We start from the raw sequence: 26,191 nt of genomic DNA, 5'->3' as shown, positions 1-26,191 counted from the left end.
CAACAGCAATGTTGGACTTTTTTTGTGGCTTAAATTTAGCATATAGATTACTTAAATTTAAAACCGAAAGCACAGGTATAAAGAATGATACGACGCTGGGTTTAAGCTATCTATTCTTAATAATTATATTAAGTGTTAATCCTGAAATAATTAATGTAATACCTAATAAGCTAATTATCGTATAGGTTTCATTTACCCAAATCGCTCCAATTATTAAGGTAAAAATAACCTCGATGTATTTTAACGGAGCTACTTGATTAATCTCCGATATCTGAATGGCTTTAGTCATATAATATTGTCCAAAATAACCAAACACTCCAAGGCTTAATAGAGACAACCATTCAACACCACTGGGATTAACCCATTCATTTATAGATAAAACTCCTCCAAGTACTGCCGAAATAATCATGAAATAATTCACGATTACAATTGGATGGTCTGCTTTGCCTATTTTTCTAATGATAATGAATACTAATCCGGTAAAAAAAGCGGAGGTTATAACATAGACTAACCCTTGATTATTAATTTGTGAGTCAAAACCTTTCAATAGCAATACACCAGAAAATGCTATTGCAAAGCAAATCCACTGCAAATATTTAATTTTCTCTCTAAGTAAAATAAAAGCAAATAATGCCGCAAAAATTGGAGAAACATAACGAATTGATACTGCTGTTCCCATTGAAAGGTACTTTAATGACATAAAAAAAAGTGTCATTGCAATAAAACCTATTACGCCTCTAGAAATTAATAATAATTTCTTGTTTCCGAACATTGGAATTTTATTACTTATCAAAAACGGAAGCGTAAAGATTAACGACCCTAAAGACCTAAAAAAGACGATTTGATAAACATTGAATTGATCTAATTTTTTGACAAATGCATTTAATAAAGCAAAAGCTAAAGCACTTATAATCATTAAAATTATTGCCTTTTTTCGCATTAATGTGCTATTTACAGTTAGCTCAAACGGCCAAGTAATTTACTAAAACGGCTAATACAATCTTTTTTTAATTGGTCTATCGAAATGTCTTTTTCAATTTGAACATATTCAATAGGAAGGGTCTCCTTTCTATAATACTTCGTTAAAAATTCATTTCTTGACAGAACAATAATACCATCCACACTTCCATCGTTGCTTGCATCAATAAACTCTTTTTCCTTAGATTCTTCTTCAAAAGATTGAAACAGAATAATTCTATATCCAAATGAATATGCAACTTTTTGAATGTTATATAAAAAATAGCTAGAAAAATGAGTGTTAACTTGAGGGAGTATTACTGAAATAACTTTGGTTCTTTTTTTTCTCAAAGCAACAGCAAAATTATTAGGTACATAATTATATTTTTTAGCTATCCTTTTAATTAATTGCCTTGTTTCTTCACTTATATCTTGTTTATTATTAAGAGCTTTCGAAACCGTAGATATAGAGTAGCCTGAAACATGAGAGAGTTCTTTCAATGTGATTACAGACGTTTGAGGTTGCCTCATGCTTTTAGGGTTTTAATAACCTCTATGGCATACTTTGTTGTTTTTAATATATATTCAAAATCATAAGATCCTGCGCTATCTTTTTTGATTAATTTAGACCCAATACCAACGCAGGTCGCACCAGCTTCAAACCATTTTTCAAGATTTTCTTTAGTTGGAGACACGCCTCCTGTTGGCATAATGCTTGTCCATGGTTGCGGCCCTTTAATCCCTTTTATAAAATCTGGCCCATATACATCTCCTGGGAAGAGCTTTACAATTTCACAGCCAAGTTCTTCGGCTTTGGCAATTTCCGAAAGAGAACCACAACCCGGAGACCATAATACTTTTCTTCTATTACAATTAACTGCCACATCTTCTCTTAAAACTGGTGTGACAACAAAATTAGCCTCTAATGCCATAAATCTTGATGCTGCCGAACCATCTGTCACAGATCCCACACCCAAAATCATTCCAGGCAATTTTGACAATGCATATTTATTTAATTGAGCAAACACTTCTTCAGCAAAACCTCCTCTAGCAGTAAATTCTAACAATCTAGCACCTCCTTCGTAAAGCGTATCTATTAATTTAATACAGTTATCTATATCATCATCGTAAAACAATGGCACAAGTCCTGTTTCTCGCATTGTATTAATCACCTCTATTCTCGAATACTTTGCCATTTCTTTTTAGTTTATCTAGACACTTTCCCTGTGTTCTCTCCTTCAATAAATTTATTTATATCTGCAACAGAAACAAGGTTATAGTCTCCATATATTGTGTGTTTTAAACAACAAGACGCCACGGCGATATTAATTGCTTTTTGCTTATCATCTATATGATTTAATAGTCCGTAAATAAGTCCGCCCATAAATGCATCTCCGCTTCCAACTCTATCTACAACTGGCGTCACCTCTTTAATATCGGCATCATATATGTTTTTTTTATCGTATAAGACTCCGCCTATTCTTTGATGCGAAGCACTAACCGAATATCTTAAGGTTGTTGCAATAAGTTCCAAGTTTGGACATTTTTCAACAATTTTATCATATAGAATAGGGAGTGATTTTAAATCTTGATAATTAGGATACTCTTTATTTAAGCCTAGCATGAAATATGCGGTATCAATATCTCCTAAAATAACATTGCTATATTTAAGAAGATCTGGCATAACCTCATGTGGTTCCTTTCCATATTTCCATAGTTTAGATCTATAATTTAAGTCGCATGAAATGGTTAGTCCTAATTTATGAGCAGTTTTTACAGCTTCAAGGCATTCTTCTGCAGCGGAATTTGATATGGCTGGTGTAATACCACTCCAATGAAACCAAGTCGCATCTTTAAGAATTTCATCCCAATTAAAAGTGCCCTTTTTAATTTTAGCCATAGCACTATGAGCTCTATCGTAAACAACATTACTTGATCTTGTACCTGCTCCTGTTTCAAGAAAATAAATACCTAACCTGTCTTTTCCAAAAAGAACATTTTTAGAAATAACATTACGTTTACGCATTTCCATTAATGCACTTTCGCCTATTTCATTATCAGGTAATTTTGTAACAAACTCCGACAATTCGCCAAAATTAGCTAAAGAAACAGCTACATTAAATTCTCCTCCTCCATAGGTAGCGTTAAATGATTTAGCTTGAGAAAATCTTAAAAAACGCTCTGTAGACAGTCGTAACATGATCTCACCAAATGTGACAATTTTACCCATGCTCTAAATTTAATTACTATTCGTTAGTTTTTAATAACGCTTCAAGTTTAATTTTAAATTCCTAAAGCTTGTCCTCCACCAATTTGGATTGTTTCTGCCGTTATAAAAGAAGCATCTTTACTTGCCAAGAAAGATATAACTCCGGCCACATCTTCTGGTTGGCCTAATCGTCCTAGCATAATGTTATTTGCCCAAGATGCAAAAACTTCTGGCTTTGTGGATTTAATTTGAGCATGAAAGGGTGTGTCAATTGTACCAGGCGATACGGCATTTGCTCTAATTCCATATTCAGCTAAATCTTTTGCTAATGCTCTGGTTATGGCATGAACACCGGCTTTAGACGTTCCGTAAACACCTGCCCCAGGCCCTCCAGCAGTCCATCCTGCATTAGATGTATAATTAATAATAGAAGGGTGCTCTCCTTTTTTAAGGTATGGGATTGCTGCTCTCGAAGCAAAAAATACTGAATCCAAGTTAAGTGCCATTACAAATCTGTAAAATTCAGTCGTCATATCTTCAAATCGAGACCTTCCACCTAATCCACCAGCATTATTAACTAGCACATCTATTTTTCCATATTTTTCACCAATTTTTTTAATGTTTGACGTAACTAAATCTTCTTTTGTCACGTCAAAATTATAATATTCAGCAGTGATTCCTTGATCTGTAAGTTCTTCAATTCTTTTAGCTCCAGCTTCTTCATCAATACCGTTTAGAACAACAGCATATCCATCTTGACCTAATCTTTTTGCTACTTCAAAACCAATACCTCCTGTAGCTCCAGTTACTATAGCTACTTTTCCTTTATTACTCATATTAATTATGGTTGTTTTATAATTTAATTTATTTCGTTTTCTTCGTTTATAACTAATTTTACTTTTTTAATCAAAATTAGAACAGCAAATACAGCTAATACTACTGATGCCGTAATTGTTATTAATGCAGGTGTATAAGATCCTCCTTCGGTTATTCTACCAATAAACCAATTCATAATCATAACAGAAAAAGCGGCTACAGTTCCGGCCAATCCAGCTAATGTACCAACTGATGGTCCTCTAAATAAATCACTAGATAGTGTTTGGATATTTCCAATAGCAAATTGGAAACCGAAAAGTGCTAATCCTGCAAGGTATATGAAAGTCATATAGTTAGTGTCATTTACAAACAGTATGATAGACACAAAACCTATAATAATTAAAAGGCTTCCTAATACTATACTAGCTTTTCTACCAAAATCTGTAGAAGTTCGTTTAATAATTGCTTCCGTTAATATACCTCCTAATATACCTCCTGCTGCTGCCATTAGATAAGAAATCCACATTGTATTCCCAATTTCTTCTATACTTAATCCAAACTTAGAATTCAAGTAAATTGGCATCCAACCTGCAAAAAACCACCAAATAGGTTCTATAAAAAATCTACAAAGTAGGATTCCCCATGGTTGTTTAAAGCTAAGTATTTTAACTACACTTAGGCTTTTAGCTCCTTCAGTTACTACAACATTATTTTCTATGCGATCATTAAGAAGCATGTTTCTTTCATGTTCTGTCATCCATGGATGATTTTCTGGTTTTGATTTCTTATTAATAATAAGCCAAGGTAACACCCATATTAAACCAGCTAATCCTAATATTATATAAGTAGATTTCCAACCAAATTGAGCATATAAATAAACTATAATAATAGGCGCTACTACATTCCCAATTGAAGCACCTGAGTTAAAGATACCTTGTGCTAATGCTCTTTGTTTTACTGGAAACCATTCCCCGTTACTCTTTACTGCTCCTGGCCATAATCCTGCTTCACCTAGTCCCAGTAGTCCTCTAACTATTGATAACGACACAACACCTTTAGCTAAAGCATGAAATGCAGCAGCAGCAGACCAAACTATTATTGAAGCTACAAACCCAATTCGAGTTCCTATTTTATCATATAACCTACCTGATAAAAATTTACTAGCTGCATAGGTGAACATAAAAATATTAAGCATTAAAGCATAATCGGAATTATCCATGCCCAAATCTTTACCCATCTCTGGCCATAACAAGGCAAAAGCTGTTCTATCTATGTAATTTATAACTGTAGCGACAAAGATTAAACCTATAATCCACCATCTTAAACCTTTTATTTTCATACTAGAAAATTGTGTGTTAATTATTTTTAAACATTATAACAGTATTGATATAACACACTAAAGTGTTCTTTCATTTTCGCCTTTGCTAATTGAGGATTTTGTCTTTTTATGGCATCAAATATTTCTTCATGTTCCTTAATTCCTTTTTGAGCTAAACCTTTATCACAAACATGATACTTTTCGAAGTTTGTAATGATTCCTGGCGTAATAATGAGCATAAACGTATTCATAGTACTGTTACCACTAGCTTTAGCTATTGCCAAATGAAATAGTAAATCTTCTTGTACTGCGTCTTCCCCTTCAAGAACTTTTTTAGTGTATGCATCCAGAGCTTCTTTCATTTTTTCAAGATCTTCTTCTGTTCTTCTTATTGCAGCTAATCGAACCGTTTTAAGCTCTAATAGAATTCTGGTTTCAACTAAAGATTTAAAATCTGGATCTTCTAATCTCAAAATATCTTCAATCATTCCATTCATGGCAATAACACCGATATTTGCAACAAAAGTTCCGCTTTGAGGAATTGATTTTAAAATCCCATAAAATTCTAACTTCTGAATGGCCTCTCTAACATTACTTCTAGTTACTCCAAATTTCTCTGATAACATTCTCTCTGAAGGTAATTTATCACCAGGTTCAAGATTTTTATGATTAATAAGATCTCCTATTTTGGATATAATGCTGTTTTGAACATTCAGATTATCTGTCTTTGTTAATATTTCTATTTTCATATCTTAATTCTTTAATATATCAGATGAATTCTTATGTTAAATCTATGGAAATAATCCTCAAAAAAAGGGATTTGTCTTTACAAACCTTTCTAAGACTTAAAGAATTCTACTCCTCTTATTTTTGGAAGAGTAGAACCCAATAAGTGACCAACTCTAAACAATCAATTTTAATGTTTTACTTCTAAGTTATAATACTTTACTCGCGCATATGAGCCCTCATCACGTGATTGAAAATAATTACCAGCTTTAAAATAATTTTCAAATATTCCCCATTTTTTAATGTGGATGTTTTCATAAACTTTATACTCGTTATTATTCAAAATTATTACCATTTTACCTTCTGAAACTTGAACTTCTAGTGTGAATTTCCTAAACCCCACTTCTTGTTCAAAATTAAATCCTTTGTCATTTCCCCAGGCATCTTCATGCAGCATTTCAGTTTCTGTAAGATTTAAATTTTTTAAAACTTTAGTCTTTACCCTTATTTTTCCTTTATCCCAATAGATTTTTAACATTGGTGGAGCATTATTATCATCTTCACCAATTAAATCTCTTTGTTCATTTGTGAGTCTACCATGAATTTGCATAATAATGACCCGATGGTATTTACCATCTTTATCTCTTGATACCTCTTCCATAGCAAGTTTGCCTTTCATAATACCTCCTTGCTTAAAGGTCCAATTTGTATTATTATCAGCAGGAACCATTTGTTCTCTCAATTCAGATCTCGAATACTTTGTGTTCTTGGTGGTTGAACTCGTTGGGTGAGCATAAAAAACTAATGCGCCTTTGGTTGAATCATTATACATATAAGTCTTTAACTTCTCATTATTGGCATAATCTAATATCTCAGGAGCTTCAACTTCATACGGTTTTCCTTTTTCATTTGCTACAGGAATAGTTACTTTCCAGTGAGATAAATCAATATCAGGCAATTTTACTTTCTTTTTTTTCTTCTTTCTTTTTTTATCTTGTTTTACTTTTTTATCCGATTCTTTAATGTTACTTATCTTTTCTTGAGACGTAACGTTAACAGATATGAATACTATCAATAAAGTTGCTAATATTTCTTTTCGGATGCTTTTCATTTTATTACTTAATTATTAATCATAATAGCGACTAGGTTATCTCTTATTTCTTCGTTCGATTGTTATATAACCACCCAGTCTCAAATTTAAATTCTGGGTGGTTTTTAATCTTAAACTGTTGTTTATCTATTGATCAGTGATTACTATATTATCAAACCTTGCCGAACCAACTACAGTTCTCACGTAGATAACAATCTCTCCGCTAGATGCCGTGAAATTAAACGTATATGTATCATAATCAGTAGTAGCCGAAATTTGATAGTATGCATCAATTGCAGGATCTGAAGTAGAGGCATTAATACCTGTCTCATCTGTGATTTCTGTATTTAATATGAATACTTCAGGAGTTAACCCAGCAGTATCACCTTTTGCATCAATAGAAAACGTATATGTTTCTCCTTGTTGAACTGTAACGACCTGATACAAACGACGACCTGGTTCATCTAGTTTTGCTCCTCTTGTGCCATTATTCCCCTCACTTGTAGAACCAGCTTGCTCACTGTTATCACCATAAAAGGTGTCTAGCCAAGAATCTAAAGCACCGTTATCCCAAAGTGGGTCGTAAGGACTAGGAATATCGTTCCCATCACAATCCTTAATGGTAGAGTTAGGAGTCATATCCCAAGCATCAGCATTATCACCAGTACTTTCACCATCACATCCAGGAGTCGTACCATAAAGGTCAAATGTTCCATTAAGAACTTGTACAACAAAACCTTGAGATACTACTAGTTCTGCAGTTGCTACAGATATAGCATCCGTTACACTATACGCAGTTAAAGTCACTGTGTAAATACCATCTTCTGCATAAGTATGCGAAGGGTTCATGCCTGTAAATTGGAAGCCATCTCCAAATTCCCACAATAGCATTACTGCTCCTTCCGAAGCATCCATGAACTCATACGTTCTGTAATCAGACCCATCAACCATATAGGTGAAATCTGCTGTGACTGGAGCTTGTATATCAATGTTTTGACTTAAAGATGTTGATAGATTTGCATCATTAGTTGCTGTAAGTGTAACTGTATATATATTATGAGTATCATAAACGTGAGTAGGTGATTCTTCTGTTGAAGTATTCCCATCACCAAAATCCCATAAGTAAGTTGTTGCACCCGTAGATGAGTTATTAAAAGTATATTCTAAATAATTCGTTTCGCTCTGAACAGAACTAAATCCTGCTGAAGGAGGTACTGCACCTTCAGGTGCTACATCAATTGTGAAGTCATCAAGTCTAGCTTCAACAGGACCATTAGTGAAATAAATCGCAACGGTATTATTGATTCCAGAATTAAATGTTAAGGTGGATTGAACATACACATCAGGCTCCGAATCATCGGTTACGGTTACAGAAGCAATTGTTGCATCAAGAGCTTCTTGTGTAGTCTCAGGAGAACCAAACTCTGTTACTCCTAAAATTGACACAGTTAATGATGGGTTAGAAGAGTTATCCAACATAGTATAATAATATCTCAAGTCATAATTAGTATCAGGTTCTACGGTAATTTCCTGATAACCAATACGGTCTCCTGCAGGAAGAGGTAATTTGGCTCCTTGACTTCCAAATGTCACTGGACTACCGGTAATTTGAATTACACCTCCTAGATCACTATTTCTCCATGAGTCTCGACCATCTCCACCTCCACCAGGTAAGGTATCATCTTCAAATCCTGGTTCTAGAATAATTGGTTGAAATGGACCTTCGACAACTACAACATCAATTATTATTGTGCTTTCAGCTCCTAAAGCATCACTTGCAGTTAAGGATACAGAATAAGTCCCTTCTCCTGCATCAAATGTATGTGTTGGATCTTGCAAATCTGAAGTAGCTCCACCTCCAAAATCCCATGCGAATATCGTTGCTTCTGAAGAAAGGTTTGTGAAATTAATCGTTCTAAAATCATCGGAAGAAGACGCATAAGAAAAGTTCGCTTCAGGCGGTACAGTGTCAGCTTTAGAATTGGCATCAGGTAAATCATCTCGAAGCGTACAACCAACGATAAGACTAGCTATAAAGAAGCTTACGAGTAATGTTGTTTTACGGAAAATATTTATATTATTTTTCATCGTTTAATTATTTAAATATTAATACCCTGGGTTTTGAGTTAAAAGACCACCACTTAAATTTATTTCTCTTGCCGGAATTGGTAACAATAAGTCTCTTCCAGTAAAGAAATACCCTCTGTCTTCAGCATGTGAACTTAATACGGCATCTGCAACACCAAATCTAAGTAGATCAAACCATCGTTGATTTTCAAATGCTAATTCTACACGTCTTTCAGTGAGCAAATCACTTTTTGTAATGTTAGATACTAAATCGGTTAACCCAGCTCTGTTTCTAACTTGTTGAAAAGAACTCAAAGCGCTAGAATTACTTGTTTGTGGGCCTCCTGCCATAATTGCTTCAACATGCATTAAAAGGACATCGGCATAACGTAATACAATATAGTCGTTACCTGCATTCCGTGCATTTCCTCCATAGGTAGGAGGTGAGATGGTAATGTCTGATCCTTCAGGTAGATATTTTATAACTTCATTGTCATCTTGTCCAAGAATACCAAGATTGCTTATAGAAGATGCGGTTCTATTTCCTCCAAATGTTGCAAAATCTAAAAATAGATTAGTATTGACAATGTTTTGACCATCCTCTCTTCCTTGACGGAATGCCGAAGTAAATTCAGAAGAAAAACTTTGGCTTTCTAGAGAATTTCCAGCTTCATATTGGATAGCAAATATAATTTCACCGTTTAATTCAGAATAAAACACATCATTGAAATCACTTTCCAAATCAAATTCCCCACTATTAATAATTGCTTCACACAATTGCTGAGCACCAGAATAATTAGGGCTAGACTGCGTTAAGTACACTTTTGCTAATAACCCTTGTGCTGATGCTTTTGAGGCTCTTGATTTATAAGAGTTATCCAAATTGTTAACGGCTTCTTGTAAATCTTCTATAATTTGTTCATAAATCTGTGCTTCAGGTATTCTAGTAAAAAGTGCTTCGTTATCCTGAGGTCCAACGACTGATGTAACTAATGGTACATCGCTATACAATCTAACTAAGTTAAAATAAGCATAGGCTCTTAAAAATTTAGCTTCAGCAGAATAGCTTGCTTGATTATTTGCGTCTGCTACATCAATAAAGTTCAAGATGTTATTTACTCTGAAAATAACTTCATACATCGATTGATAAAAATCTTCAGATTCCACATTATTGGCATTAACCACATATCTGTGAAAATCGGACTTTGAACCTTCTAATGTTGCATTTCTTGTATTATCAGTTCGGTGTTCTGTTAGGAGATGTAAAAATTGTACTCCTCTGTTAGCTCTACCAATATTTGTTTGAGTATTTTCATTAGTTCCTTGAAGGGCATCATAAACTCCAATAACTCCTTGCAGTACATCTTCATCAGATTGAAAAAACGATTCAACAGCGACTGCAGTGTCTGGCAACGGATTTAAAAACTCATCACTACAGGAAGTCAAAACAAACCCTGTAATTGCAAAGACTAAATATTTTATATGTTTCATAATTTCTTTTTTTTAATTTTAAAAGTCAACGTTTAGACCAAATGTTACTGTTTTAAATATAGGCGTACCCGCTCTTTGAGAACCATAAGCTCTTGGATTATTACCATCTACATGTTCTGGATTAAAACCATGATAATCATCGGCAGTAATGTAAATCAAATTTTGAGCTGTAACATAAAGTCTTAAACTTTCCAAGCCCAATTTTGATGTCAAATCATCTGGTGCGTTATATCCTAGGCTTACATTACGTAAAGAAAAATAGTCTGCGCTTGCGATAACTTCACTTGTTAATACCTTTTCTTGAATAAAAGATTCATGTGGTACAAGGCCATCAGCAACTGCCTGTGCTTCTCCGCCACTTCTAGTTCTATTTCCAAACCAATTATAGAAATATTGATCTCCAATATTATTTACTTGGGCTCCTAGGCTTCCTTGCACCATAAAAGAGAAATCAAATGCTCCAAATTTAAAGTCATTTGTAAAGCTATATATCAAATCTGGATAAGGATCTCCAAGAATAGTTTTATCCTCTTCTGTAATTATGCCATCACCATTTAAATCTTTTACGATAGTATCATCGGCTTGACCATTAATTCGATTCCAAGGATTGTCAACATAAGTTGTTCTAAAGTCTGTATCATTATAAGCTTCTGTATCTACAACATAACCCCAGAAAGAAGATATAGGTTCCCCAACTCGATTAATCCATTGTGAGTTTCTGCCATAAGTATCTTCAATTAGAGCGTTGTTCGAATCACCAAAACTGAGTAACTCATTTTGATTTGTTGATGCAATTAAAGTCGAACTCCAAGAGAATTTCTCTGTTGCAACATTTCTGGATCTCAACTCAAGTTCCCATCCTCTGTTTTGTACTTTTCCTAAATTTACAATACCACTTGTAAATCCGGTAACATACGAGACAGGATTTTCTAAGAGTAACTTATCACTAGTTCTTTCATAATAATCCAATGATCCTGATAGTCTGTTATTAAATAATCCAAAATCGACTGCTGGGTTAATTTCCTCTGAAGCCTCCCATTGTAATAATGCATTTGCTATATTAAGTGGTGAAACACCTGGAGATATACTGCCTTCTGTAATAGCATTTGAATTTTGTAACAATGCCAAATATGGCCATGCATTTACATTTCCGTCACCAACATTAAAATTCTCAGCACCTGTAAGACCATAACTAGCTCTAAACTTTAATCTGTTTATAACCTCACTATCAATTAAGAAATCTTCATTATGAACATTCCAACCTATTGATGCGGCAGGGAAATTACCCCACTTAGTATTGATACCAAAAACTGAACTACCATCGCGTCTAAAAGAAGCATTAAATAAGTATTTATCCTTATAAGCATAGTTAACTCTAGCAAAATAACCTACTTTTTTACGATTTTCATTCACTTCACCATAGCTAGCAATTTGCGTTGCTCCTTGTAAATTTGGAAGCAAATCATTGGTATAACCATTACCAACAATCCCGCTGTTTTCACTTTTTCGCTGTTGTACAGTTAGACCTACGAGCACATTAAACTCATGGTCATCAGCAAATACTTTACTATAATTTAAGGTGTTATCTGAAATTATTCTTGTTCTGAATCTATTCTGTAAATCATATTGCGCTCTACTGTTTCCACTTGCGTGGTAATTTGTTCCATCCCATCTTGTTCTTTTTCTTTGATCTAATGTAATACCAAGAGATGTCCTCGCAGTTAATCCATTTATAATTTCATAGCTAAAATATGTAGAGCCATATAATTTAGTATTAAACTCATAATGTTCTCTCTCAACATATTGTGCATAAGGATTTGAATCTCCTGAAGTACGAGGTCTTTCGTTATTACCATCATTATCCAAATCCATATTTATTAAATGATTTTCATAAAAGTAATCTCCTATACCAACATCTGGATAAACATCTGTATTAATAAATTGTAGTGTCTCTGCAGTATGGTATATTGGTAACCATGGCGATTGACGTGTTGGATTATGTATTGATGTTGGTAAACGTCTTTGTTCTGTGTAAGATGGTGTTGCACGAACCCCAAATTTAAACTTATCGCCTAATTTAGAATCGACCTTTAATGCAGCGGTATATAATTTGTAATCATCTGTTATTACTACACCTTCATCATGAAGATATCTTAAAGATGTACTAAACTTGGTGCTCTCAGATCCTCCACGTGCAGCAAAGGAATGACTTGTAATAGTACCTCCGTTAAAAAAAACATCTTGCCAGTCTCGATCGATACCTGTTGTAGCAACTATTAATTGAGCATATAGGGTTTCACCAGAGAGAGTACCAGTTGCAGCTTGCTCTATTCTAGCCCAATCTGCAACACTTTTCCTATAATCATCACTTCCATGTGCATCTTTAAAACCTAAATAGGTTTGATAACTGAATACTGTTTTCCCTTCCTTACCACTTTTTGTAGTAATAAGAATGACACCATTAGACCCTTCACTACCATAAATAGCAGCAGATGCAGCGTCTTTTAAAACCTCAAAAGATTCTACATCGTTCATATCTAAGTTGCCAAGAAAATCGGAATTAACCACAATTCCATCAACCACTACGGCAGGACCTGAATCTGCTGTTATGGATCCAACACCTCTAATTGTTACGGTTGGAGCGCCACCAGCTTCTGCATTTGTTGATTGGATATTAACCCCAGACACCTGACCTATTAAGGCATCATCAACTCTAGAAACTGGAATTTGATCTAATTTTTCGTTAGTCACTTTGGAAATAGCTCCAGTTAAATGGCTTTTCTTTTGAGTACCATAACCTATAACAACAACTTCGTCTAATTTAGAAGCATCTTCGACCAACGAGACATTTAGTGTCTTTTGGTCACCAACAATAATAGTTTTGGTAACAAATCCCAAATAGGAAAATTGAAGCACCTCTCCTGAAGCGACTTGGATTTCAAAATTACCATCAAAGTCTGTAGAAGCTCCTCTGGTAGTCGTTAGTACAAGAACATTTACACCTGGAATAGGTTGCTTCTCTACTTCAGAAATAACTGTTCCTTTAAGCAAAAATCTTTCTTGAGCAAACATTGTCACACTACACAGCAATACAACCAGTAGTAGTAGTTTGTTTTTTAAATTCATAATTAATCGTTTTGAATTGAATTAGTTAGTATTGACAATTACTTATTAGATTAATGCATAGCAACTTAATATGTTTTTGTATCTTCGCTAATGTATTTACCTTATAAGTAATTACGACATTATTACTTCGATTTAAAGAAGTATTTTTTAAAAGGATAGGCCCACCCTGTCCTTTTTTTTTGTGATTACATAAATTGGTTTACCAGATTGGTTTACCAAATATATATAAATTTTTGTTAATTCCAATGATTTCGCAAAATATTCTGGTATAAAATCAGAAATCGTTAAAAATTATTATAAAATTTTAAATATTTACTCCATAAAATCTTCTCGAATAGGGCTAAACACATCTATGAGAACACCAGCTTCTGTGCAAATGGCGCCGTGCATGGCATGTGGAGGAATGTAGAAAGCATCACCCCCTTTTAATGTTGTTGTTTTTCCGTCAATTGTGACATCAAAACTTCCACTTTCAACATAAGTCACTTGAGAATGATAATGCTCGTGCATTTGCCCTATGGCTCCAACTTCAAAATGGACTTTTACAAGCATAATCTTGTCATCATACCCCATAATCTTACGTTTTAAGCCTTCGCCTACAACTTCCCAGTCTAGATCTTCCCCTTTTATAAATTCTTTACTTGTTCCAAATGTTTTCATGTATAATTGTTTTAATTAAATACAAAATATGATTCTTGATTGCTTTACCTTGATTTATTTTGGTGGTGTTCCTGGTCCCACCTTGGCTTCTCTAAACCACACTTCTGTGTAACAACCATTTTCATATTGCTTGGCAATATCACCTCCGTAAGTTTCTGCTCCTGCACACCAAACCATGTTTGTTTCAGGTTTTTTTCCATTGGTTTGATTATAAGCTCCTTGCTTAAAATAATTCAACTCTCCACTGTAAGCAATGGCGCGTTCTGTTCCATCTTGTCCTATTGGCACAAATAGCTTTTTTACTTGTTCTGGCATGTCTGATTTATTGACATATTCAGACGAAATGAGATTTTTAGTGAATGTCTTAGTTTCATGATTTTCGCTTGTAAATGTGAGGTACATAATACCTTTATATACATTTATTTCATAACTAAACTCTTCGCCCAATTCTATTCCATCTTCAGGCTCGGCAGGATAGTCATTTTTGCTTGTCCCAATTACAGACATATCATGTCCCCATATAGCGTTTGAGTAGTCCCATCTACCAGAATTGTCATCACCTTCAGTATTAATTTCATAATTCCAAAAAACAGAGCCTTTTTTATGCCCAGGGAATTTCTTATAAAATATTTTTAGAGGTTCATTTTCATGTCCTTCTCCACTATGAATTTGTCCAACTACTGTAGAATAAGAAGCTGCTACTCTGGCATCTCCCGATGTTGATACCTGCATAACCTTGCAGCTACCTGTTAATTTACCACCTTCCTCTGGTGTCCATTCTCTTTTTTCTTGTAGTTCTGTTCTTGTATTACTAGAGTTTTTTGAAGTAACTCCAGAATTTGGTGTCTTATAAACAACCCATCGTCTAGTTCCATCTATCACAGTATAGAAAAAATCTTGGTGCTGAAACTTAGTAAGGTCATCTACATTGGTTCCATCACCCATTAATATTTTAAATTTATCCATAAAGGGAATGACCTCATGTGGATAAACTATTTTCTTACTCAAATCATCATTAGCCTCAAAATATCCTGCATTCGAAATCGCATCATCACTAATCTCAATACTTGCTGATTTAAACCAAACTTCGGCATAACTACCATCTTCATATTGTTTTTGGATATCACCACCATGGGTTTCGGCACCAGAACACCATACTCTATTAAGTTTAGGATCTTTACCGTTTGTTTGGTTATAGGAACCTAGCTTAAAAAACAACCCTTCATTCGCATAAGCAGCAGTGCGCTCAACACCATCCTGGCCAATAGGAGCAAATAAATTCTTGACTTGTTCTGGCATATTAGATGGCTTTGTATATTCAGAAGCCACAAGATTTTTTGTGAATGTCTTCGTCTCATGTCCTTCACTAGTAAATGTAAGATGCATCATTCCATCTTTAATTTCTACGCTGTAACTAAACTCTTCGCCTAAGGCAATTCCATCTTCGGGTTCTGGTGGATAGCTGTTTTCATCAGGTCCAACAACGGAGAAATCATAACCCCAAATAGGATAAGAATAATCCCAGCGTTTTGAATTATCATCACCAGCTGTATTAATTTCATAATTCCAAAAAACAGAGCCTTTTTTATGCTCAGGGAATTTCTTATAAAATATTTTTAGAGGCTCATTCTCGTGCCCATCTGCACTATGAATTTGACCAACCACTACTGAGTATGTAGCCGCAACACGAGCATCACCAGTATTTGCGACATTCATTACTTTTAGGGTTGCATTCATTTTGGCTTCGGTCATTGGTGACCACTTTTTTAATTGTGCTAGTTCGGTTCTTGTATTATTGGAAGTACCATGTGTATTGCCTGCATTGGGTGTTTTAAATACCACCCAACCTTCTTTGTCATCATGTGATGTGTAAAAGAAATCTTTATTCTCATAGTTAATTGCTTGACCTACGTTAGAACCATCACCTAAGATTAAATTCCAGTGTTGAAAAAAAGGAATAATCTCGTTTGCGTTGTCTATTACCTCTACATTTTCAGTTTTGTTAGAAGCGTTTTGAGCTTTATTATCAGCGCAAGAATTAAAGAGCAAAATGGCACTTATCATTAGTGGATAATGGACAAAAACTGATTTGAATATTTTATAGTTCATATTATCTGGTATTTTGTTTTCATAATTAGTATTTTAATGAGTAACACTCAAATTATAATACTTAACATATGAAAAGGCATCTGCATTAGTAGTGGTTAAATAGTTACCTGCTTTAAAATAGTTCTCATATGGCCACTTATCTAGACTAATGTCTTGATAAACATAAGGGTCTTCATTATTAAGTTGTATTTCTATTCTTGCATCTGTTGCGGAAATTCTAAAGTCGAACGACTCAAAACCAACATAACCCAAGTTTACTTTAATATCATACCATGTATTATTAGATGTTTCAAGTAAATCGTCACCTTCAGTATCCTCATCTATAAGTGATTTTTTGTGAGACCATACATAGCCATCTTTCCAATAGATTTTAATTAGTGGTGGACCATTATTAGATGAAAAACCATGAATATCCATATCTTCTTCTGAAATAATACCATGAATTTGCATTACGATAACTTTATGATAATCATCATTAGATTCATTATTTTCAGATACCTCAGAAACTTTAAGACGTCCTATCATTTCACCTCCTTCCAGTAATGTCCAATTTTCACGTGAATTGTCCGGATTTATAAGTTCTCTTAATTCTGTTCTGGAATATGAGCTATTGGTAGTGGATACATCTGGATAGGTATAAAACACTAATGACGAATCATCAATATCATCGTACATAAAAGGTTGTACTGCCGCTAACGTTTGGTATCCAAACTCTTTTAACTCATCCGGTTGATATTCGTCTGGGCTCCCATTGTTGTTTTCGTCAACAGGAAGGGTGACTTTCCAATTTGAAAAATCAATTTCGGCATAGGACACGGGCTGCTCTTCTTCACTATTATCATCGTCATTATCAATAACCTCATCAACTATATCAGTGGTATTTAAAGATTCATCACTACTTGAACATTCGAAAAAAAACAAAGCAAGTAGAGCAAATGTTAGTTTTAAAGTGTTGATTTTCAGTATAGTATTCATGAGATTAATGTCAAATTAAAAACTGGTTTACCAGATTGGTTTACCAAAAATAAGAATATTTATTTAATATGCAAATTTCAGTAATAGTAAAGCGTTTGCTTACAGGGTTGTAAATATTGAATACTGAACGCTGTAAAGGGCCTAAATTTCTTAGGTTTTTAAGATTCTATATCTAAGTTCGATAATGATTAAATCTGTTTGGTTCGAGCCCAAGAAGAGGAGCAAACAAAAGTTCAGCAGAAATGCTGGACTTTTTTGTGGCTTAAATATAGCATATAGATTACTTAAATTTAAAACCGAAAGCCATGACATTACATCACAGCTTTGTCTTTCTTTAAATAAATGGAAACGACATATCCCTCAATCAAAGGTCTAGTTTACGCATTTATGTCTGTATTTAAATGTTAAAAAAACAATCTTTAAGTAACAAAAAGAAATTTCTTACAACCTATAAATAAAGCAGTTACCATTAATTTATTTTTTTAATCTTTTCAAATAAGGGTTTAGACAACGCTAGATTATAAAGAATGCTAAGTTCTGTAGAATAAATTCTATAAGAATTCGTTATATAAAATAACTAAAGGGTATCATTATTGTATCAAAAAAGTAAACCGCTAACCATGAACAAACCAACCAATGTCCTTATTGTTGAGCAAGAGCCCCTTGTATCATTCTCTATAGAGGAAGCCTTAACAATTGTTACAAAACAACTATCTGGAACACAGTTTAAATCAAAATCGTACAGAAGCTATGAGTGTGCTCTTGCTGAAATGAGCTCATCCAAACCATTTGGTCTTGTGTTTCTAAATATAAATTTTGTTCATGGATCATATGACACCACACACCATGTAAAAGATTTGGTGGACGCTGTAAGACGTAACTCTCCTAAAACCCATTTACTAACACTTACTTCGGTTCATGATAACTTTATTATTACCGAAATGATTAAGACCTTAAATCCGGAGTGTGTATTACTTAAAAAAGATGTTTCATTTAATGAATTGGTTAGAGCCATTAAGGATGTTATTAACTGTATTCCGTTCTATAGCCAAACCATTTTGAAATGTTTACGTTCTCGTATGACCTGCGATATTGCATTAGATAAACGGGACAGACTCATTTTATATCACTTATCTAAAGGCATTAAAACCAAAGACCTACCTAAGCTCGTATTCTTATCAAAAAGTGCAGTAGAAAGTAGAAAGCGTAATTTAAAACTGCTTTTTAGCGTTGAACAGAAACCCGATTATTTTTTATTAGAACAAGCACGACTGAAAGGGTTTATTTAAAGTAATAAAAGCCATGATTCACATCATTGCTTTTGTATTATTAGTCTATTAGACGCAAGTTTAGACAGCTTGGGAGACATTGAGATATATTATTTTATTGACTCTAAAACCAGTATGATTTTGTTAAAATCAGCAGCACTATTTATCACTTTCCTAAACTCTTCAAACAATGATACATCCATTATATTTTTTCTATAATGTTCATTGGCTTTAATTTTAAGAATATTATTATCTAATTCATAAAATGACTTAAATGAGACTATGTCCTGGCCATTTAGCGCATAAGAATTGCTAATATTTATATCCTCTAGATTAACCACTTTATAACCTTCTGGTATATGGACATTAATTGTTCTGAGATAAGCTCTATTAAATTCATTCTCTATTGGTAAAATCCGCTTTTTTTCTTGATACATCTGAGTTTGCTGGCCAATTAATTCACCTATTTTTAAAAATATCTTTTCTCCAGCGATTTCGGTAAAGGCATCTGATTTGAATGAGATATTTACTTCAAAAGGTTTTATACCAAACAGTTTAGGGTCATCGTTTATAACTTTTTTCTCCAATATTTCAGCATTATTATCTAGGCTTTTAGCAAACGAATCTACTAGATCTTCTTTGTCTTCTTTTTTAGCTAAATGTAAAAATGGCTGAACATACATAGCATAATACCCACTCATTGAACGGTTTAAGCCAATCACGTTTTCTGTTAAGTCATCTTTATCAAATTCAACATTAATAATCATATTATCAAATGTGTTTTCAGCTTTAATTGCATCTATATACCTCACCTTACCAACACCTGATTTAAAACCACTAAGATTAACCTCTTTTACAAACAAACCATAGTTATCTGTTAAATAAGCTGGCGGATATCCATAACGTGTATCAATTTCTTCTGGACTTAAATACATTTTAAAGTCTGGAAAATAGAATAAAACATCTGTTAAAAAGTTAATAGCTTCAAAATCTTTATCAAATTTAAGATCCTGCCTATTTGATGTAAAAACTAGCTCGTGCTTTATTCCTAAAGTTCGAAAAATAGATATATAAAGTTTTATTACTCCAGACTCACTGGCTATGTCTTTTGTTAATATCTGTTCTAAATTTTCTAAAGCATCGTCTGATGTATCAGATATATAGACTGTTGTTTTAATATAGCTTTCAATCTCTCGAATGATTGTTTCAAAATTCTCTTTATCGGTAATATCAATTTTAGAGATAAATTTATTTATCAGTTCATTAACTTTTTTCGAATATTCTGGGTAATAAAAAGCATACAAATTTTTTGTTGTAGTGCTATGAGATGCAAATCCTATATTATTATTCACCAAATTTTTATTAAGCTTATAAACTATAAAACCTTTTGAGGCATTATAGGCTGAAAACATCTCCTCTTCAAGTGCCTCGATATTATCGGCAACCATTTTCCAGTGAAATTTCGCGTCGGAAAGCGTATCTATTTTAGCTTCTGGTAAGCCATTATAACTTTTAAAAACGAACGCTAAGTTCTTTGGTGAAAAAAAATCAAATGAGACATTTTTTTTAGGTGACGTAGATTGAAATGTTAATCGTTTTCCTTTATAGGCAGGATGTTTTTTAACAACATAATAATAATCTATTATGGAGCCTTTTTCTATACCTTCAAAAGCAAAGTACTTATATCTCTGGCCTGTTTCTTGGTCTTCTGATGTTAAAATCTTTGAATCGTCTAAGACTCTAATCTCTTTATTAGCAGTAATAACTCTTGCCTTACTTATATCTACTTCTGCTGAAGACGAAAAAGGAATATAAACCTTATTGTGGCTTTCAATGGCATCATCGGAATCTAATTTTATAACTAAGTGCTCTAAAAAATATTCAACGAGATTATCTCCTTCGTAATAAAATTCTGTAACAATAGCATGCTTTAATATATTCGTTCCAAAATTTGTTTCAACTTCTGTGTTATACGATGGCTCTTCTTCCCAACTATAACTCTTATAAAAAGGCTCGTCTTGAGCCACTACACTTTGGAAAGCTAATAGAAAAAAAAGGATACTAAATTTAATTTTAGTCATTTTATTGATTTTTTAAATTTTCTTTAAAACAATGATCTCTTTATATAATTTTTCAGCTTTTTTAATGAAGTCTCTAACCTTTTTTTGCTGCTGTAAGTCTAGTGTTAAAAAATCAAGTTTAACTGAATGTGTATAAATCAGCTCGTTGTTCTCTAATTCATAATTAATACTAAAAGACATGTATTTATTAGAAATATTACCTCCTTCTGGCATATGACTTATAGCATAACCCTCTGGGATACTTAATTTATTAGTGTAACTATAAAAAGACTTATAATCATATTCTAATTCATATGTTCTATCTTCTTCTATTCGAAGTTTTGATAAAACTTTGTTTAAATTTAAATTGATATAAATTTCATCCTTATATCTTTTGGACAAATCACTTATTTCAAAATCATAATTAATAATCATATCCTTATCATAGTGAAACTTATTTTCTTCGGATAAATCTTGAATAAGAAATGAGTTATTGCCTTTTAAAAACTCTTGATTGTAAAATTCCTTTAGTTTCTCACTAGAATTTAATTCTTCGAGAACATGATAAAAATCGATTTTTAAATAGCCCGAAAGGTATGATTTAGATGAGCCAATAACCTTATCATTTTTAATCGAAATATTTGTTGTATCTATAAATGCATTAGACTCCGCTTCTATAATGGGTACATTAATAATTTTAAAATCGTCTTCTCCATTTTCAACTAGAGCTTCTTTACCTTGAATGAATGCAGTAGGAAATCCAAATGGGATATATCTTCCAGTAGCATCTAAGAAGTACGTTTCTCCTTCATTTTGATAAGCTAAAATCATATGGTTATCTACAGCTGGTGTAGGAAGGTCATTATATTTATAAGGAATTTCTCTTGTTCCTATCCATGTTAAATGCCCTTTAATATTGGCAATTTTAAGCATTTCTGCTAGGATACTTGAATTGTCTTTACAGTCTCCATATTTTTTATTAAAAACATCATTAGCCTCTCGAGGAATAAACCCCCCTAAGGCGTACTCAAAAGCGACATATTTTATGTTTTGTTGTACCCAATAAAAAATTGATTTGACCTTTTCCAATTCAGTTTTTTTATCTCTAGTTAAAGTATCAACAATATCTATAAGTTCTTGTGAGGGTTCTTTATTATTTACATTTTCTACTAACGAATAGTACCATTTATAAAGCCCCAATACATCGTTTAAATTTTCAATTTCCTCACCATTAGACGTATATGAAGATATAACAGGCACAATATGTGGCAATATTTTTCTGTAGGAAGGTGTATGCTCTTCATAGCTATATTCAGGGCTATTCTTAAGATTCCAAGTATATTCAGTAGTTTTGCGCTTAACTTCTTTATTAAAAACGATATCAACGCCTTCTAAATTAAATTCTTTAAACTCTAAATTGATGTTGTTACTTACTGTAATGGACACTTTGTTATTCTTAATGGGATAAAAATCACCAAAGTAGAATGCATTTAAAAACCGAGGGTCTTTAATTGTTTTAAGATAATACACCTTTGACTTAGCACCTTTTTTCAAATTTGGGAGTATAAAATTAATTGTTTTAGTATCATCATAGAAGGATTGGTCTAACTCATCTTTCTCCTTAAAATCTTTAACCTCAACTTCACGGTATTTTCCTTTATCAAAAATATATGTAGATGCCTCAATAGTATTGATTTCAAAAAAGGTAGAGAAACTCAACGATCTCTTAGAGTTCATTATGGCTGCATCGTCTAGATACATATCTTCTTCTAAAACTTCTTGTACAATTTTTATGTCACCATCCTCTAGAGTAATATCAAAATGAATCTCTTGATTAAGTCTAATTGAATGTGAATTTGGATATTGATTTTTAAATAATTTGTATTCAGCCGATTGAGATTGTTGGCCAAAACAATAGCCTGAAAACACTAATAATATTAGTAATTTCATTTTAATGATTTTTAACGCTATAAGTCTCTTCATCAAAATAACTTTTAGTTTTTATCAAAATTCCTTTTTCATTATACTCCTTGGAATCTATGATTTTATCATTAAGATAATTTTCTTCTTTTTTTATAGTTCCATCTTCACGAAATTCTTTTGAGACACCATTTCTATTACCATATAGATAACTAATCTGTGTCTTCACTTTGCCGTTAGAAAAATACTTAATGTTTTCTCCGTCATACTCTCCACTCTTATAGGTCATTTCATTTTCTAATTGCCCTGAATAATAATACGATTTATAGGAATTTATTAAATCACCGTTCATGTACTCCATCACTCTTGATAATTTTCCATTGTCAAAATATGCTGTTATTACTCCGGTTTCATTTTCTAATTTTATCATTGGTATTTCTTCGGCATTTTTATCTAAATAAGAATAACCGATAAGGACGTCATGATCATAAAAACGAATTAGCTGTAACTTCCCTTGCGGGTCGTAAAATTCTTTTCTCCCGTGTCTTTCTCCATAGTTATACTCAGTAACCGTCTTTAATTGACCATTTTCGTAATAGGACAATCTTTTCCCCACAGGTTTTCCAATATCATAATGCGATAGGTCTTCTATTTGTCCATTTTCATAGTAATCTATAGCCTCACCATCTAATTCACCTAACACATAGTTGTACTTTGATTTTATTTGTCCGTTTTTAAAATACCCAACCCACGCTCCATGCTCAAATCCATTGAGGTAGTTCCCTGTTAATCTTTTGTTTCCTTCATAATCATACCTCAAGTATTTTCCATGCTTTATTCCATTAACATACTCTATTTCTACATCTGGATTACCGTTAAAATGATTATAGCTTATTTTGTAAGTATTCGTTTTAGGTTCAAATGTTACTATCTCAAAGAGTTCACCATTTAAATCGTAACGTGCGTCCTCAAACATCTCTCCGAATTTATAGGCATATTTTCTACTTAACTTTCCGTTAGCTTCATAAGCAATTTGATCTCCATGGTAATTACCCTTGTGATAAAATTCTAGCGCTCTCAGTGTTCCATTTATATAATAATGTCTCCATTCACCATGAGCCATATTATCTTTATAATACCCTTGTGATTTTAACTGGCCATTTTTATAGTAGTTTGCATAATAACCGTTAAGCAGATTGTCTTTATAAGTACTAATAGATTGTTTTTTTCCATCTTGAAAAAAAGTAACGTGTTCTCCCTCAGCTTTATCATCAATATAATTACCCTCTTCGTATTTAACTCCATTATTTGTATAAAATTTCCACAATCCTTTTTTCCCTCCTGAAATATCATACAGGCCTTCAGAAGTTATATTTCCGTTTGAAGAAAAACCATAATAGAAAAGCTCTCCTCCTTTTTTTCTATCTTCTTTTATAATATTACCCTTTTTATCGAAGAACTTGTAGGAAATGATTTTTCCATTACGATAACTATATTCATAAAGTGGTTTTCCATCATAATCATAATTCTTATAATCGCCATCTAATTTCCCATTACTATATTCAAACTCACCCGCTAAAGTTCCGTTTCTAAAATACATTTTAATAGTACCCTCTAAGGCGCCTTCAACATAGTTTCCTTCTTCATAAATTGTTCCATTAGAATGATATGTCTTATAATTGCCGTGATAATTACCATTCAAAAAATAAGCTTCACTAGACAATTTTTTATTGACATCATATTTTTTCTGAACGCCGTTTTTCACTCCTCCAGAAAAGTTAGTTTCACTATAAATGTTACCGTTAGAGTAATATTCTAATACTTGACCTTCAACTAAAGCATTTTTATACGGAATATCGAATTCTAGTATATCCTCTCCAACAGGAAAATAAGAATTGTATACACCATCTAACTTTCCCTTTTTATAATACTTCTTTTGATATAAAGCGCCCTTATTGTTATAGGATTTATATTCATTCTCTAAAGAGTCTGAAACGTAGTTTGCTTCAATGTAAATCTTTCCATTTTCATGCCACTGTGTATTAGACCCATTAAGTTTTCCGTTGTCATAAACGGCTTTTTCTTTTATTGTTCCATCGGTGTAATACCAAACCCATTCTCCAGTTCTTTCACCATTTAGGTCTAAAGTACCTGTAGCTTTTAATTGCCCACGTTCATCATAGTAAGTCCAATTACCAACAGGGTTTTCATCTTTAACTTCGCCTATAGCAGAAACATAAGTGTTATTAAAATAATACATTATGACTTTATCGGTACCATCAACATTTTCTATGTTTGATGCTATTATTTCTTTCCATTTTTCTCTGTAAGCGCTATAGAAAGCTGAAATGTCGTCTGATTTTTTATCTATTATCTTTTTGTGTTCTTCATTATCTGAAGAATAAAGCAATGTATACGCAAAATCATTAAAAAAGTTGTTCTCTGTTATCCAATTAAAAAAAGGAATATATTTTTCACTCCAAAAACCTCCATTACCTTCTAATTCTTTTAACTGGCTTAGCAGCACATGGTTTTGTCTAACTAAAGCCATATCAATCTCATTTTCAGTTTTATAACCATCTCTTAAGGCTAGCTTTTGATCTAAAATTAAATCTAATTCTTCAAAGACATCATCATCTGGTGATATCCTTATATCCGGATTTGCCTTATTACTATTAGTTGCAGACACTATATTATCTAGAGACTTTATAATTCGTGGAGCATCTGCTCCATCTGTTTGTAGTAATAAATACATATTATAGCACATAATTGCCTGCGCCATTTTCTCCTGCTTAAAACAGATATTACCTAATCTTAAGTGTGGGTAGACATAATAAGGGTTTAATATAATTGTCTTTTGGAGTGCAGATATAGCCTCGTTTAGTTTACCAAGTTTTTCTAATGACAACGCTTTGTTGTACCATAATTTATAATGATTAGGATAATCTACCAAAGCGCTATCAAGGACATCAATGGTTTTCAAATAATCCTCTTTCGCTCTATAAGCTACAGCCAAGTTGATATAAAATGAAACTCTTTCTGTATCACAGTCATTCTCTAAACCTTCGTTTATTGTTGAAATTGCCTCATCATATCTTTCTAACTCTAGTTGATAATACGATTTTGAGGTTAAAACAGAACAGTAAGACGAATCATTTTTATTTATTTTATTAAGATATTCTAATGCCTTAATATTATTACCCGCTTCGACACTTTTTGAGACGAAACTAATTATTTCATCATTATCTATATATTCTAATTTATCTTGAGAAAACGAAAAACTGCTCAGTAGAAGAGCAGTGGCAAGGGCTAAAAACTTATTCATATTATAAAAGTAAAAAAATAATTCATGTGTGTTACTATTACCTGAGCATTTTTGATGTAACTATTAACCTTAAT

Annotated in this window: 18 protein-coding genes; 1 reads left to right on the top strand and 17 read right to left on the bottom strand. The window is 32.9% G+C overall.

The window, feature by feature from the left end; genetic code table 11:
- Window positions 1-106: 106 nt before the first annotated feature.
- The 14 genes from Q0893_RS03415 to Q0893_RS03345 all read right to left on the bottom strand — a co-directional run bounded on the left by Q0893_RS03415 (window position 107) and on the right by Q0893_RS03345 (window position 17,544).
- Window positions 107-940 (bottom strand): DMT family transporter, encoded by an 834-nt coding sequence (locus tag Q0893_RS03415; protein WP_299272451.1) that lies wholly within the window; start codon window positions 938-940, stop codon window positions 107-109.
- A 17-nt stretch (window positions 941-957) separates the two neighbouring features.
- On the bottom strand, window positions 958-1,488 hold the full coding sequence (locus tag Q0893_RS03410) for a LacI family DNA-binding transcriptional regulator (RefSeq protein ID WP_299272449.1): 531 nt from the start codon (window positions 1,486-1,488) through the stop codon (window positions 958-960).
- Window positions 1,485-2,153 (bottom strand): bifunctional 4-hydroxy-2-oxoglutarate aldolase/2-dehydro-3-deoxy-phosphogluconate aldolase, encoded by a 669-nt coding sequence (locus Q0893_RS03405; protein WP_299272447.1) that lies wholly within the window; start codon window positions 2,151-2,153, stop codon window positions 1,485-1,487. Before Q0893_RS03405 ends, Q0893_RS03410 begins: the two co-directional genes overlap by 4 nt.
- Window positions 2,154-2,164: 11 nt before the next feature.
- Window positions 2,165-3,187, bottom strand: a complete 1,023-nt coding sequence (locus tag Q0893_RS03400; RefSeq protein WP_299272445.1) for a sugar kinase — start codon at window positions 3,185-3,187, stop codon at window positions 2,165-2,167.
- A gap of 53 nt (window positions 3,188-3,240) precedes the next feature.
- Entirely contained in the window at window positions 3,241-4,002 is a 762-nt protein-coding gene (locus tag Q0893_RS03395; protein ID WP_299272443.1) for an SDR family NAD(P)-dependent oxidoreductase, read from the bottom strand.
- 23 nt (window positions 4,003-4,025) lie between these two features.
- The gene (locus Q0893_RS03390; protein ID WP_299272441.1) at window positions 4,026-5,321 is read right to left on the bottom strand and encodes an MFS transporter; all 1,296 of its coding nucleotides are present in this window, start codon (window positions 5,319-5,321) and stop codon (window positions 4,026-4,028) included.
- Between the two features lie 26 nt (window positions 5,322-5,347).
- A complete protein-coding gene (locus Q0893_RS03385; RefSeq protein ID WP_299272439.1) occupies window positions 5,348-6,049 on the bottom strand; it encodes a FadR/GntR family transcriptional regulator in 702 nt (233 codons plus the stop codon).
- A 167-nt stretch (window positions 6,050-6,216) separates the two neighbouring features.
- Window positions 6,217-7,137: a polysaccharide lyase family 7 protein gene (locus Q0893_RS03380; protein WP_299272437.1), complete on the bottom strand. Its 921-nt coding sequence runs from the start codon at window positions 7,135-7,137 to the stop codon at window positions 6,217-6,219.
- Window positions 7,138-7,263: 126 nt separating this feature from the next.
- Window positions 7,264-9,204 carry a PKD domain-containing protein gene (locus Q0893_RS03375; protein ID WP_299272435.1) on the bottom strand — a complete coding sequence of 647 codons (1,941 nt, stop codon included), beginning with the start codon at window positions 9,202-9,204 and terminating at the stop codon, window positions 7,264-7,266.
- A gap of 18 nt (window positions 9,205-9,222) precedes the next feature.
- Entirely contained in the window at window positions 9,223-10,674 is a 1,452-nt protein-coding gene (locus Q0893_RS03370) for a RagB/SusD family nutrient uptake outer membrane protein (protein ID WP_299272433.1), read from the bottom strand.
- Between the two features lie 18 nt (window positions 10,675-10,692).
- Entirely contained in the window at window positions 10,693-13,800 is a 3,108-nt protein-coding gene (locus tag Q0893_RS03365; RefSeq protein ID WP_299272431.1) for a TonB-dependent receptor, read from the bottom strand.
- Between the two features lie 312 nt (window positions 13,801-14,112).
- Window positions 14,113-14,460 carry a cupin domain-containing protein gene (locus Q0893_RS03360; RefSeq protein ID WP_299272429.1) on the bottom strand — a complete coding sequence of 116 codons (348 nt, stop codon included), beginning with the start codon at window positions 14,458-14,460 and terminating at the stop codon, window positions 14,113-14,115.
- A gap of 54 nt (window positions 14,461-14,514) precedes the next feature.
- Entirely contained in the window at window positions 14,515-16,569 is a 2,055-nt protein-coding gene (locus Q0893_RS19580; RefSeq protein WP_367180630.1) for a polysaccharide lyase family 7 protein, read from the bottom strand.
- A 33-nt stretch (window positions 16,570-16,602) separates the two neighbouring features.
- Window positions 16,603-17,544, bottom strand: a complete 942-nt coding sequence (locus Q0893_RS03345; protein WP_299272427.1) for a polysaccharide lyase family 7 protein — start codon at window positions 17,542-17,544, stop codon at window positions 16,603-16,605.
- Window positions 17,545-18,164: 620 nt separating this feature from the next.
- Here Q0893_RS03345 and Q0893_RS03340 point away from each other — a divergent pair.
- The gene (locus Q0893_RS03340; RefSeq protein ID WP_298900937.1) at window positions 18,165-18,833 is read left to right on the top strand and encodes a hypothetical protein; all 669 of its coding nucleotides are present in this window, start codon (window positions 18,165-18,167) and stop codon (window positions 18,831-18,833) included.
- Between the two features lie 89 nt (window positions 18,834-18,922).
- Here the strand turns inward: Q0893_RS03340 and Q0893_RS03335 are convergent, their stop codons facing one another.
- The 3 genes from Q0893_RS03335 to Q0893_RS03325 are packed head-to-tail and all read right to left on the bottom strand — an operon-like array spanning window position 18,923 to window position 26,117.
- Window positions 18,923-20,893 (bottom strand): DUF3857 domain-containing protein, encoded by a 1,971-nt coding sequence (locus Q0893_RS03335; protein ID WP_299272425.1) that lies wholly within the window; start codon window positions 20,891-20,893, stop codon window positions 18,923-18,925.
- Between the two features lie 12 nt (window positions 20,894-20,905).
- Window positions 20,906-22,822, bottom strand: coding sequence for a DUF3857 domain-containing protein (locus Q0893_RS03330; RefSeq protein WP_299272423.1), 1,917 nt, complete (start codon window positions 22,820-22,822; stop codon window positions 20,906-20,908).
- Between the two features lies 1 nt (window position 22,823).
- Window positions 22,824-26,117 (bottom strand): hypothetical protein, encoded by a 3,294-nt coding sequence (locus Q0893_RS03325; protein ID WP_299272421.1) that lies wholly within the window; start codon window positions 26,115-26,117, stop codon window positions 22,824-22,826.
- Between the last annotated feature and the right edge of the window lie 74 nt (window positions 26,118-26,191).

The organism is uncultured Psychroserpens sp. (assembly GCF_947494225.1).
Classification (GTDB): Bacteria; Bacteroidota; Bacteroidia; order Flavobacteriales; family Flavobacteriaceae; genus Psychroserpens.
The sequence above is the reverse complement of the archived record's forward strand: the minus strand, read 5'-3'. Positions and strand labels throughout refer to the sequence as shown.